Here is a 12,337-nt window from a genome sequence, read left to right on the forward strand (position 1 = left end):
GACAGCCCTTCCATACCCCCGGAAGAGGCTCCGTCCGGTGACGGCCTGAAGGCGGGTCTCAAGAACCGCCACTTGTCCATGATCGCCATCGGTGGGGTGATCGGGGCCGGCCTGTTCGTCGGTTCCGGCGCCGGTATCGCGGCGGCCGGGCCGGCCATTCTCATCTCGTACGCGTTGGTCGGGGCGATGGTCGTCCTGGTGATGCGGATGCTGGGCGAGATGGCCGCGGCGAATCCGACGTCGGGTTCGTTCTCGGAGTACGCGGACCGGGCGCTCGGCCGCTGGGCCGGGTTCTCGATCGGCTGGCTGTACTGGTTCTTCTGGGTCGTGGTCCTGGCGGTCGAGGCGACCGCGGGCGCGGTCATCCTGGAGGGCTGGGTGCCGGCGGTGCCGCAGTGGGCCTGGGCGCTGATCGTGATGGTGGTGCTCACGGCGACGAATCTGGCGTCGGTCGCCTCCTACGGGGAGTTCGAGTTCTGGTTCGCGGGGATCAAGGTCGTCGCGATCGGCGCGTTCGTGGCGATCGGTCTGCTCGCGGTGTTCGGGGTGCTGCCCGGCTCCGACAACCCGGGCGCGGGTCTGGCGCATCTGACGGACACGGGCGGGTTCTTCCCGAAGGGTCCGGGCGCGATCCTGACGGGTGTGCTCATGGTCGTGTTCTCGTTCATGGGCAGTGAGATCGTCACGCTGGCGGCGGGTGAGTCGGAGAACCCGCAGCGCGCGGTCACCAAGGCCACCAACTCGGTGATCTGGCGGATCGCGGTGTTCTACCTGGGCTCGATCTTCGTGGTGATCACGCTGCTGCCGTGGAACGCGGCGGCGATCGTGAAGGACGGCTCGTATGTGGCGGCGCTGAACTCGATCGGGATCCCGCACGCGGGGCAGGTCATGAACGTCATCGTCCTGACCGCGGTGCTCTCTTGTCTCAACTCGGGTCTGTACACGGCCTCGCGGATGGCGTTCTCGCTGGGCAAGCGCGGGGACGCGCCGAAGGCGTTCGCGAGGACGACGGTGCGGGGTGTGCCGCAGGCGGCGATCCTCGGCTCGGTCGTGTTCGGGTTCGTCGCGGTGTTCTTCAACTACAAGTGGCCCGACACCGTGTTCGCGTTCCTCCTCAACTCCTCCGGCGCGGTCGCCCTGTTCGTGTGGCTGGTCATCTGCTTCACCCAGCTGAGGATGCGCGGCATCATCCTGCGCGAGATGCCCGAACGGCTCGTGGTGAAGATGTGGGCGTTCCCGTATCTGACCTGGGCGACCATCGGCATGATCTCGTTCGTCCTGGTCTACATGCTCTTCGACGACACCGGCCGTGAGCAGGTCCTCCTGTCCCTCCTCGTCGCCGCCCTCGTCATCGGCATCGCACTCGCCCGCGAACGCGGCCGGAACCGCACCTCGGCCGACACGGACCTGAACGCCGAACTCGACGCCTGAGCCCGCTCGTTCCGCGCACAGCGCCCCCTTCGGTGAACCGTCACCGGAGGGGGCGCTGTCGTACGCACGTGCAGGGGGCTCTGCCGAAAAAAGTTGACGGAAGTTGTCAGGTAATGCCGTGACAGTGGCCGCATGAACGAGAACCGGACTTCCACCTCCCCAGTGCTCCCTCTCCTCGACACCCGCGGCCCCGTCCTCCGGCCCGGCGACACCGGGTACGACGAGGAGCGGCAGGGCTTCCAGACCGCGTACGCCCATCGCCCCGTGCTCGCCGTGGGCGCGGAGCACGCCGACGACGTACGGGCCGCGGTGCGGTACGCGGCCGCGCACGGGCTCGGCGTCGCCGTGCAGTCCACCGGGCACGGGCTCGCCGCGGCGAGCGACGGCGGCGTGCTCGTCTCCACCGGCCGGATGAAGGGGCTGCGCATCGACCCGGCCGCCCGCACCGCCCGCGCCGAGGCCGGGGTCGTCTGGGCCGAGGTGATCGAGGCGGCCGCCGCGCACGGCCTCGCTCCGCTGAACGGCTCGGCGCCCGGCGTCGGCGTCGTCGGCTACCTCACCGGCGGCGGACTCGGCATCCTGGGGCGGCAGTTCGGGTACGCCGCCGACCGCGTCCGCTCCTTCGACCTGGTGACCGCCGACGGCGCGCTGCGGCACGTCACCGCGGACTCCGAGCCCGAGCTGTTCTGGGCGCTGCGCGGGGGCGGCGCCGGGTTCGGGGTCGTCACGGCCGTGGAGTTCGACCTGGTGCCGCTCGCCGAGCTGTACGGGGGTGTCCTGGCGTTCGCGGACGAGCAGGTGCCGGGGGCGCTGGCCGCTTACCTGCGGTGGACGGCGGACCTGCCCGAGGCGCTGACCTCGTCAGTGGCCCTCATGACCTGGCCGGACGCACCGTTCGCGCCGGAGGCGTACCGGGGGCGGTACGTGATGGCGGTACGGGTCGCCTTCACCGGGAGCGCGGCCGAGGGTGCGCGACTGGTCGCGCCGCTGCGGGAGTTGGGGCCGCTCTTCGACGACCTGCGGGTGCTGCCGTACACCGAGAGCCACACGATCCACAGCGACCCGCCGCACCCGCATCCGTACGACGGGGACAACGCGCTCGTCACGGCCGTACCGGAGGAGGCGCTCGGCGCGCTCACCGGGGAGGGGGCGCGGGCCGGCGCGGTGGTGCAGATCAAGCATCTGGGCGGGGCGATGGGGCGGGAGCCGCAGGTGCCGAATGCCGTGGGGTTTCGGGGAGCCCGGTATCTGGTGTCGGTGCTGTCGGGGCTGTTCGAGCTGGACCGCTCGGGGGCTCGGGCGCTCCACGCGGATGTGCTTGCGCCGCTTGCGGGGGTTCGGTTGGGGCGGAACCGGAACCATCTGTTCGGGGACCATGGGGAGTTGGTCGTACGTGATGCCTACGAGGGGGGTGTGCTGCGGAGGTTGGGGGCGGTGCGGCTGGCGTACGACCCCAGGGGCGTCTTCGGCCCCAGCGCCTTTTGATCCCCACCCCGCCCCTCCCCGAAAGTCCTCAGCGGACAGCTCCGGGGGCGGCACCCCGGCCCCCGCCGCGGGGCTCCGCCCCGGACCCCGATTCAGATCCCCACCCCGCCCCTTCCCGAAAGACTGCCGTCGGCACGGGGGCCAGCCCCCCGGACCCCCTCCCCCAAGCTCTCGGCTTCGCTCGAGCAGGGGGGACCCCCATCTCAAACGCCGGAGGGGCTGAATTCGGGCGGCGATACGAGCCCCGTCAGGGGCGCGGGGAACTGCGCGACCAGCCACCACGGCGCAGCAGCCAAAAGACGACCCGGGGACGGGGCGCAGCCCCGAAACAGGGGCGCGGGGAACTGCGCGACCAGCCACGACGGCGCGGCAGTCGGAGGACGGCCCGGGGGCGGGGCGCAGCCCCGGAGAACGGCTCGCGGGGCGGGGCGGAGTTCCGGAGTAAGGGCCCGGGGGGGCGGGGCCCCCGGGGGAGGAAGGGCTCAGCCCTTGTGGTCCGCCAGCTTCCAGGCCGACGGGAGCAGTCCCATCGCCAGCGCAGCCTTCAACGCATCGCCGATGAGGAACGGAGCGACGCCCGCAGCCAGGGCCGCCGTGAGCGACATGCCCGTGGCGGCCATCAGCCACGGCACACCCACCGCGTAGATCGCGAGCGAGCCGAGCGCCATCGTGCCCGCCATCCGCAGCGCGGACCGGTCGCCGCCGCGGCGGGCCAGTTCGCCGACCAGCGTGGCGGCGAGCAGCATGCCGAGGACGTAGCCGAAGGACGCCCCGCCCCAGCCTGCGGTGCCGCCCTGGAACCACGGGACACCCGCGATGCCGGCGAGCGCGTACACGGCAAGCGCCACGAAGCCGCGGCGGGCGCCGAGCGCGGTGCCGACGAGGAGCGCGGCGAAGGTCTGGCCGGTGACCGGGACCGGGGAGCCCGGCACCGGGACGACCACCTGGGCGGCGAGCCCGGTGAGCACGGCGCCGCCGACGACCAGCGCGGCGTCACGGGTGCGCGAGGCGGGCAGCAGGTCGGCGAGGACCTGGCCGGGACGGGTGGTGACGGCTGCAGTGGCCATGGGGACTCCCTGGCAGGACGTGGTGCGACGGTCGTACGGGACCTTGCGACGTTAGCCCACGCGTGCGCGCGCGATCACCATGAGGCGCTGACAAAGCGGCTGTTGGGGAGTTGGTGTGATCCACACAAAGACCGACCCCCACACCCCGCGACGGCGTGACCCGTATCACTGGAGGCCAGGGCGAGCTCGGAGCAGAAGGGTCCCTTTTGCGGAATGCGGGGCTCCGGGGAGAGACTGTGGGGTCCCACCAAATCGCTGAGAGCGCCCACCACATGCACGACTCCCCGGCCCGCGCGGCCGCGCCGCAGGACCCGAAGCCGCCCCTGGAGGAGTCGGAGCCGCTCTCCCACGCCCTGAAGCAGCGGCATCTGACCATGCTGGGCCTCGGCGGCGTGATCGGCGCCGGCCTGTTCGTCGGCTCCGGCGCGGGGATCTCCGTGGCCGGGCCCGGCATCGTCCTCTCGTATCTCATCGCGGGCGCGCTCGCGATGCTGGTGATGCGGATGCTCGGCGAGATGTCCGCGGCGATGCCGGCCTCGGGCTCGTTCTCGGTGCACGCGGAGCGGGCGATCGGGCGCTGGGCCGGGTTCAGCGTGGGCTGGCTCTACTGGATGATGCTCGTCGTCGTGCTCGCCGTGGAGGCGACCGCGGCCGCGCAGATCGCCAACGGGTGGGTGAGCTCCGTCCCGCAGTGGGCGTGGGTGCTGATCTTCATGCTGTTCTTCACCGGCGCGAACCTGGTCGCGGTGCGGAACTTCGGCGAGTTCGAGTTCTGGTTCGCCCTGCTCAAGGTCGTGGCGATCCTGCTCTTCCTCGTCCTCGGCACGCTCGCGGTCTTCGGTGTGCTGCCGGAGACGGAACCGGTCGGCCTGACCAACCTCACCGGGCAGGGCGGGTTCCTGCCGAACGGCTGGGAGGGCGTGATCTCCGGTGTCCTCGCGGTGGTGTTCGCGTTCGGCGGCCTCGAGGTCGTGACCATCGCCGCCGCCGAGTCCGACGACCCGGCCCGCTCGGTGGCGCGGGCGGTGCGCAGCGCGGTCTGGCGGATCCTCTTCTTCTACGTCGGCTCGATGCTGGTGATCGTGGCCGTCCTCCCGTGGACCGAGCAGAAGGCGGGGCTCAGCCCGTACGTGGCGGTGCTGGACTCGATCGGGGTGCCCTCGGCCGGGCAGATCATGAACATCGTGGTGTTCGTGGCGCTGCTCTCGGCGCTCAACGCCAATCTGTACGGCTCGTCCCGGATGATCTTCTCGCTCGCCGAGCGCGGGGAGGCCCCGAAGTCGCTGCTCCAGGTGTCGGGCGGCGGGGTGCCGCGGCTCGCGGTGCTCGCCTCGGTGGCGTTCGGCTTCATCTCCGTACTGCTCAACCTGAAGTGGCCGGACTCGGTCTTCAAGTACCTGCTCAACTCGGTCGGCGCGGTGCTGCTCTTCGTGTGGGCGCTGATCGCCGTGTCCCAGTTGCGGCTGCGGCGGCTGATCGAGCGCGAGGCGCCCGAGCGACTCGTGTTGAAGATGTGGGGCTTCCCCTGGCTGACCTGGGCGTCGCTCGCCGCGATCGCCGCGGTCGTCGGGCTGATGCTGACGGACGCGGAGGCGCGGCCGCAGCTGCTCTGGTCGACGGGCGCGACGGCCGCGGTGATGGCGGTCGCGGGCCTGCGGGAGTGGCGAGAGCGACGGCATCGCGACGCGCGGTGACGGACCGCACACTTCCGGTCAAAGAATTGTCCGGATACCGAGCTGGATCTTCTGCTGAACGGAGAGGGCACTCACACTGGCGTGGCCTTCTACCGTCTCACGTACTGGACTGCCCTCGACCATGTCTCGGACATCTCTGGATAAAGAGCAAGATTCGGGTACCGCCACCGACACCAAGCTCGGCAACGGCCTGAAGCAGCGCCATCTCTCGATGATCGCCCTCGGCGGCGTGATCGGGGCCGGACTGTTCGTGGGCTCCGGCGCCGCGATCTCCGCGGCCGGACCGTCGATCATCATCGCGTACGCGATCTCCGGCGCCCTCGTCATGCTCGTCATGCGCATGCTGGGCGAGATGGCCGCCGCCAACCCGGCCTCCGGCTCCTTCTCGGTGCACGCCGAGAAGGCGATCGCCCCGTGGGCGGGCTTCACCGCCGGCTGGTCCTTCTGGTTCCTGCTCTGCGTGGCCGTGGGCCTCGAAGGCATCGGCGCCGCGAAGATCGCCCACGGCTGGGTGCCGAACGTGCCGGAGTGGGCCTTCGTCGCCCTCTTCATGCTGCTGTTCTGCATCACCAACCTGATCTCGGTGCGGAACTTCGGTGAGTTCGAGTTCTGGTTCGCCGCGCTGAAGATCGGCGCGATCGTGCTGTTCCTCGGCATCGGCGTCGCCGCCATCGCGGGCGTCCTGCCGAACCACGAGCCGCCGGGCCTGTCCAACCTCACCGGTGAGGGCGGTTTCTTCCCGAACGGCAGCGAGGGCCTGATCGTCGGCCTGCTCGCCTCCGTGTTCGCGTACGGCGGTCTGGAGACCGTCACCATCGCCGCGGCCGAGTCGGAGCACCCGGTCAAGGGCGTGGCGAAGGCCGTGCGCACCGCGATGTGGCGCATCGCGATCTTCTACGTCGGCTCGATGGCCGTCATCGCGACCCTCGTCCCGTGGAACGACCCGCAGCTGCCCAACCCGGACAAGGGCTCGTACGTCGTGACCCTGGAGGCGCTCGGCCTGCCGGCCGCCGGCCAGATCATGAACGTGGTCGTCTTCATCGCCCTGCTCTCCGCGATGAACGCCAACATCTACGGCGCCTCCCGCATGGCCGGCTCGCTCGTCGCCCGCAACCAGGGCCCGAAGCTGCTCGGCAAGATCTCCGGCGGCGTCCCCCGTGTCGCCGTGCTGACCTCCAGCGTCTTCGGGTTCGTCTGCGTGCTGCTCAGCTACTGGTACCCGGACACGCTGTTCGCCTGGCTCCTGAACATCATCGGCGCGATCATCCTCGTCGTCTGGTTCTTCATCGCCTGGGCCCAGCTGCGCATGCGCAAGAAGCTGCAGCGCGAGGCGCCGGAGAAGCTCGTCGTGAAGATGTGGCTCTACCCGTACCTGACGTGGGTGGCGCTCGCCGGCATGGCCGCGGTCTTCGTCCTCATGGCGCGCGAGGAGGGCACCCGCATCCAGCTGTACTACACGGGCGGCCTGACGATCGTGCTCGCCGTGATCGGCTACGTCCTGCAGCAGTCCAACTCCGTGAAGGCCGCGCACTCCAAGGTCGACGCCCTGGCCGCCGAGCTGGAGGAGCTGAAGGCGGGCAACCTGCCGCCGGCACCTGCGGGCGGCGACGCGGAGGCCGAGGCGGCTGAGGCGGCTGAGGCTCCGGAGGCCACCGAGACCCCCGAGGCTGCTGAGACCGCCGAGGACAAGGTCGAGGAGAAGGCTGCCGACGAGCCGAAGGACGAGGCCAAGGCCGACGAGGCTGAGGCTGAGGCTTCGGACAAGGTTGCGGACAAGGCCGACGACGCCGAGCCCAAGACGGATGCCAAGGACGCCAAGGACGACGAGTCCGACGACTCCGATGAGTCCGACGACTCCGAGAAGCAGAAGGTCGACGCCAAGAGCTGACCCTGCCCCGCTCTCTCCGTACGACTCTCTCCGTACGACGAAGGCCCCCGCCCGGGACATCCGGGTGGGGGCCTTCGTCGTACGCGCGCACCCATGGGTCCACCGTGCCGGCATGGTCTCTTGCTGCTAGCCTGCAGTTGCAAGTTCATGGCAATAAGCGCTGGAGGGGATCTCGATGGCCGTCTACTCACTCCCGGAACTCCCTTACGACTACGCCGCGTTGGCTCCGGTGATCAGCCCCGAGATCATCGAGCTGCACCACGACAAGCACCACGCGGCGTACGTGAAGGGCGCGAACGACACCCTTGAGCAGCTGGAGGAGGCGCGCGACAAGGAGTCCTGGGGGTCGATCAACGGCCTGGAGAAGAACCTGGCGTTCCACCTGTCCGGGCACATCCTGCACAGCATCTACTGGCAGAACATGACCGGTGACGGCGGCGGCGAGCCGCTGGCCGCCGACGGTGTGGGCGACCTCGCGGACGCCATCGCCGAGTCGTTCGGCTCGTTCGCCGGGTTCAAGGCGCAGCTGACCAAGGCCGCGGCGACGACGCAGGGTTCGGGCTGGGGCGTGCTCGCGTACGAGCCGGTGAGCGGGCGGCTGATCGTGGAGCAGATCTACGACCACCAGGGCAACGTCGGCCAGGGCTCCACGCCGATCCTCGTCTTCGACGCCTGGGAGCACGCCTTCTACCTGCAGTACAAGAACCAGAAGGTCGACTTCATCGACGCCATGTGGGCCGTCGTCAACTGGCAGGACGTGGCGAAGCGTTACGCGGCCGCCAAGGAGCGCTCGTACAACCTGCTGCTCGCCCCCTGAGGCCTGCAGCCCCGCAGACGCCCCGCCTCGCGATCGTCTTCTCAACCTTCACCGGGCGGGCGGAATGACGGAAGGCCCCCGGGAGGATGTGACTCCCGAGGGCCTTTCGGCGTGATTTGTACTGGTATCGCTGCGGCGCACCGGCCTAGGCTCCTTGCCCTTCCCTGCCGAGAGGGGGCCACGTCATGGCTCGCACCACGGAGAAGTACTGCTTCACCTGCGACTCCTACGAGGAACACCGCAAGCTCGACGAGGAGGAGCAGGCCAAGCTGCGCCGGCGGCTCGGCCGGTCGAGCGTGAACGAGTTCCTCGTCTGCGTCGCGCCCGACTGCTTCAACCTGCGGACCGGGTGGAACAAGCGTCCCTTCCCCGAGCCGATCCGGCTCAGCGAGCTCAACGAGCCGGAGTAGCCAGGAGCAGCCCGGAACAGGTCGAAGCAGGCAGGCTCAGGCCAGGTTGGAGAAGTCCGGGTCCTGCGTGCGGGTGCGCTTGATCTCGTAGAAGCCGGGGGTCGAGGCGACCAGGAGCGTGCCGTCCCAGAGCTTCGCCGCCGCCTCGCCCTGCGGGGCGGGGGTGACGACGGGGCCGAAGAACGCGATCTGCTCGCCGTCCGCACCGGGCACCGCGATGACCGGGGTGCCGACCTCCTGGCCGACCAGGTCGATGCCCTCCTTGTGGGAGGCGCGCAGCTCTTCGTCGTACTTGTCCGAGTCCGCGAAATCGAGCAGGGACTCGGGCAGGCCCACGTCCTTCAGGGCTCCGGCGATCGCCTCGCGCGTCGCGCCCTCGCCGCGGTTGTGGAAGCGGGTGCCCATCGCGGTGTAGAGCTCCCCGACGACCTCGTCGCCGTGCAGCTGCTGCGCGGCCGTCACCACGCGGACCGGGGCCCAGCCTGTGGCGAGCAACTCGCGGTAGCCCTCGGGGAGTTCGTCCAGGCGGTTCTCGTTCAGCACGCTGAGGCTCATCACGTGCCAGCGGACCTGCACCGGGCGGACCTTCTCCACCTCCAGCATCCAGCGCGAGGTCATCCAGGCCCAGGGGCACAGGGGGTCGAACCAGAAGTCGGCGATGACCTTGTCCTGCGACTCGTTCGACGCCTTGGTCGTCATGTCTCTCCTCATGCGGAATCCGGTGGCTGTCATGCGCGTCCAGAAGCCGACAACAGCGGGCGCCGCCCAGGCATTCCCGGATGCCTCGGCGCGAGGGCACATGGCAGGATCGGGAACACTTCGAGCAAGCCGAGACCAGCCGAGTGAGCCCAGAGGAGCGCCTGTGCCCGGTGAGAACCTGTCCCGTGACGAGGCCCGTGAGCGGGCCGCCCTGCTGTCCGTCGACGGGTACGACGTCGCCCTCGACCTCCGGTCGGCGATCGGGGGCAGCGAGACCGGGACGCGGACGTTCCGGTCGGTGACGACGATCAGGTTCCGCTGCAACGAGCCGGGCGCCGCGACCTTCGCCGACCTGATCGCCCCGTCCGTGACCGCCGTGTCCCTGAACGGCGCGGACCTCGACCCGTCCGAGGTGTTCGACGGCTCCCGCATCGTCCTGGAGGACCTGCGCGCCGAGAACGAGCTGGTGGTCGACGCGCAGTGCGCCTACAGCCGCACCGGTGAGGGCATGCACCGCTTCGTCGACCCCGAGGACGGCGAGGTGTACCTGTACACGCAGTACGAGCCGGCCGACTCGCGGCGCGTCTTCGCCAACTTCGAGCAGCCCGACCTGAAGGCCCCGTACCGGATGGAGGTCACGGCGCCCGAGGGCTGGACAGTGTGGTCCAACGGCGAATCAATGGGGCGCGAAGCTCTTTGGAAGGGTGGTGGTGGGAGACGGGAGGGAGAACTCGTCGACGGCGTCTGGAAGTTCGCGGAGACCAAGCCGATCTCCACGTACATCACGGCGTTCGTGGCCGGCCCGTACCACTACGTCACCGACACGTACGAGCGCGAGTTCGCGGACGGCACGCGGCTGACGGTCCCGCTGGGCGCGATGTGCCGCAAGGGCCTCGCCCCCTACTTCGACTCCGACGACGTGTTCCTGGTGACGAAGCAGGGCCTGGACTTCTTCCACGACCACTTCGACTACCCGTACCCGTTCGGGAAGTACGACCAGGCGTTCGTGCCCGAGTACAACCTCGGGGCGATGGAGAACCCGGGACTCGTCACGTTCCGCGAGGAGTTCATCTTCCGCGGCAAGGTGACGCAGGCGTCGTACGAGCGGCGGGCCAACGTCATCCTGCACGAGATGGCGCACATGTGGTTCGGCGACCTCGTCACCATGCAGTGGTGGGACGACCTGTGGCTCAAGGAGTCCTTCGCGGACTTCATGGGCTCCTTCTCGATGGTCGGCGCGACCCGCTTCACCGACGGCTGGATCACCTTCGCCAACAACCGCAAGTCCTGGGCGTACCGCGCCGACCAGCTGCCCTCCACGCACCCCATCACGGCCGACATCCACGACCTGGAGGCGGCCAAGCTCAACTTCGACGGGATCACGTACGCCAAGGGCGCGTCCGTGCTCAAGCAGCTCGTCGCGTACGTCGGGCAGGACGCGTTCCTGGAGGGCGCGCGGCGCTACTTCAAGCGGCACGCGTACGGGAACACGGAGCTGGGCGATCTGCTGTCCGCCCTTGAGGAGACCTCCGGCCGTGACATGGGCGAATGGGCGCGGTCCTGGCTGCAGACGGCCGGGGTCAACTCCCTCACCCCGCTGGCCACTTACGACGCGGAGGGCCGGATCACCGAGCTCGCCGTGCTGCAGGAGGCCGCGGATTCACACCCCGAACTGCGGCCGCACCGCGTCGCCGTGGGCCTGTACCGGCGGGACGCGGAGGGCGCGCTGGTGCGGTACGCGCGGGCCGAGACCGATGTGCACGGGCCGCGCACCGTCGTCGCCGAGTTGGCGGGCGAGGAGCGGCCCGAGCTGATCCTGGTCAACGACGAGGACCTCACGTACTGCAAGATCCGCTTCGACGAGGCGTCGTTGGACACGCTCCGCGCCCACCTCGGCGCTCTGACCGACCCCCTCGCCCGCGCCCTGTGCTGGTCGGCGCTGTGGAACCTGACGCGGGACGCGCTCATGCCCGCGCGGGACTTCATCGGCCTCGTGCTGCGGTTCGCCGGGCAGGAGAGCGACATCGGCGTGCTGCAGATGCTGCACACCTGGGCCCGCTCCGCGCTCACCCACTACGCCGCCCCCGACTGGCGCGAGGAGGGCGGCCGGCTCGTCGCCGAGGGTGCCCTGCGCGAGCTGCGGCTCGCCGAGCCGGGCAGCCAGCACCAGCTGACCTGGGCCCGGTTCTTCGCCTCCGTCGCGGCGGCCGACCACGACCTGCAGCTGCTTCAGGGGCTGCTCGACGGCACCGCGAAGATCGACGGCCTGGACGTCGACCAGGAGCTGCGCTGGTCCTTCCTCGAGCCGCTCGCCACGCACGGCCGGGCCGACGAGGCCGCCCTGGCCGCCGAGTTGGCGCGCGACGACACCGCGTCCGGCAAGCGGCACCAGGTGCGGTGCCTGGCCGCGCGGCCGTCCGCCGCGGTCAAGGCGCAGGCGTGGGCGCAGGTCGTGGAGTCGGACGCGCTGTCCAACGCGCTGGTCGAGGCGACGATCGCCGGGTTCGCGCAGCCGACGCAGCGGGAGCTGCTCGCGCCGTACGCGCCGAAGTACTTCGAGGCGATCGAGCGGGTGTGGCAGGAGCGGTCGATCCAGATCGGCATGCATGTGGTGCGGGGCCTGTTCCCGGCGCTGCTCGACTCGCCCTCGACGCTCGCCGACACGGACGCGTGGCTGGCGGCGCACGCGGATTCCGCTCCTGCGCTGCGGCGGCTCGTGATCGAGGCCCGGGACGATCTGGCGCGGGTGCTGCGCGGGCAGGCTTGCGACGCGGGGGCGTAGTCCGGTCATTCGGGCGGGGGTGGGGGGGGGGGGCCCCCCCCCCCCCCAGGGGGGGGGGGGGGGG

The 12,337-nt window shown here is 70.3% G+C and carries 8 protein-coding genes and 1 pseudogene; 7 read left to right on the top strand and 2 right to left on the bottom strand.

Annotation, left to right across the window (positions count from 1 at the left end; translation table 11 throughout):
* The first annotated feature begins 12 nt into the window (after nucleotides 1–12).
* Both QIS96_RS37150 and QIS96_RS37155 read left to right on the top strand, forming a co-directional pair.
* Nucleotides 13–1,431 carry an amino acid permease gene (locus QIS96_RS37150; protein ID WP_282547309.1) on the top strand — a complete coding sequence of 473 codons (1,419 nt, stop codon included), beginning with the start codon at nucleotides 13–15 and terminating at the stop codon, nucleotides 1,429–1,431.
* Between the two features lie 132 nt (nucleotides 1,432–1,563).
* The gene (locus tag QIS96_RS37155; RefSeq protein ID WP_282547303.1) at nucleotides 1,564–2,916 is read left to right on the top strand and encodes an FAD-binding oxidoreductase; all 1,353 of its coding nucleotides are present in this window, start codon (nucleotides 1,564–1,566) and stop codon (nucleotides 2,914–2,916) included.
* Nucleotides 2,917–3,398: 482 nt separating this feature from the next.
* Here QIS96_RS37155 and QIS96_RS37160 read toward each other — a convergent pair whose 3' ends face one another.
* The gene (locus QIS96_RS37160) at nucleotides 3,399–3,983 is read right to left on the bottom strand and encodes a biotin transporter BioY (protein WP_282547304.1); all 585 of its coding nucleotides are present in this window, start codon (nucleotides 3,981–3,983) and stop codon (nucleotides 3,399–3,401) included.
* A gap of 272 nt (nucleotides 3,984–4,255) precedes the next feature.
* Between QIS96_RS37160 and QIS96_RS37165 the strand changes: the two genes are divergently transcribed.
* The 4 genes and pseudogenes from QIS96_RS37165 (at nucleotide 4,256) to QIS96_RS37180 (ending at nucleotide 8,792) form a co-directional block, all read left to right on the top strand.
* A complete protein-coding gene (locus tag QIS96_RS37165; RefSeq protein WP_408907328.1) occupies nucleotides 4,256–5,677 on the top strand; it encodes an amino acid permease in 1,422 nt (473 codons plus the stop codon).
* Between the two features lie 121 nt (nucleotides 5,678–5,798).
* Nucleotides 5,799–7,205: pseudogene (locus QIS96_RS37170) on the top strand (amino acid permease); the annotation flags it as partial.
* A 535-nt stretch (nucleotides 7,206–7,740) separates the two neighbouring features.
* Entirely contained in the window at nucleotides 7,741–8,382 is a 642-nt protein-coding gene (locus tag QIS96_RS37175; RefSeq protein WP_282547305.1) for a superoxide dismutase, read from the top strand.
* Nucleotides 8,383–8,567: 185 nt separating this feature from the next.
* Nucleotides 8,568–8,792 (top strand): hypothetical protein, encoded by a 225-nt coding sequence (locus QIS96_RS37180; protein WP_282547306.1) that lies wholly within the window; start codon nucleotides 8,568–8,570, stop codon nucleotides 8,790–8,792.
* 36 nt (nucleotides 8,793–8,828) lie between these two features.
* Here QIS96_RS37180 and QIS96_RS37185 read toward each other — a convergent pair whose 3' ends face one another.
* Nucleotides 8,829–9,491, bottom strand: coding sequence for a mycothiol-dependent nitroreductase Rv2466c family protein (locus QIS96_RS37185; protein ID WP_282547307.1), 663 nt, complete (start codon nucleotides 9,489–9,491; stop codon nucleotides 8,829–8,831).
* Between the two features lie 163 nt (nucleotides 9,492–9,654).
* Between QIS96_RS37185 and pepN the strand changes: the two genes are divergently transcribed.
* Nucleotides 9,655–12,273 carry an aminopeptidase N gene (pepN, locus tag QIS96_RS37190; RefSeq protein WP_282547308.1) on the top strand — a complete coding sequence of 873 codons (2,619 nt, stop codon included), beginning with the start codon at nucleotides 9,655–9,657 and terminating at the stop codon, nucleotides 12,271–12,273.
* Nucleotides 12,274–12,337: the final 64 nt, after the last annotated feature.

It is taken from the genome of Streptomyces cavernicola (assembly GCF_029968035.1).
Taxonomy (GTDB): domain Bacteria; phylum Actinomycetota; class Actinomycetes; order Streptomycetales; family Streptomycetaceae; genus Streptomyces; species Streptomyces cavernicola.

What these genes read in the sequence shown, in the direction of transcription:
- QIS96_RS37155 (WP_282547303.1), top strand. Translation starts at nt 1,564, where the DNA reads ATGAACGAGAACCGGACTTCCACCTCCCCAGTGCTCCCTCTCCTCGAC.
- QIS96_RS37160 (WP_282547304.1), bottom strand. Translation starts at nt 3,983, where the DNA reads ATGGCCACTGCAGCCGTCACCACCCGTCCCGGCCAGGTCCTCGCCGAC.
- QIS96_RS37165 (WP_408907328.1), top strand. Translation starts at nt 4,256, where the DNA reads ATGCACGACTCCCCGGCCCGCGCGGCCGCGCCGCAGGACCCGAAGCCG.
- QIS96_RS37175 (WP_282547305.1), top strand. Translation starts at nt 7,741, where the DNA reads ATGGCCGTCTACTCACTCCCGGAACTCCCTTACGACTACGCCGCGTTG.
- QIS96_RS37180 (WP_282547306.1), top strand. Translation starts at nt 8,568, where the DNA reads ATGGCTCGCACCACGGAGAAGTACTGCTTCACCTGCGACTCCTACGAG.
- QIS96_RS37185 (WP_282547307.1), bottom strand. Translation starts at nt 9,491, where the DNA reads ATGACGACCAAGGCGTCGAACGAGTCGCAGGACAAGGTCATCGCCGAC.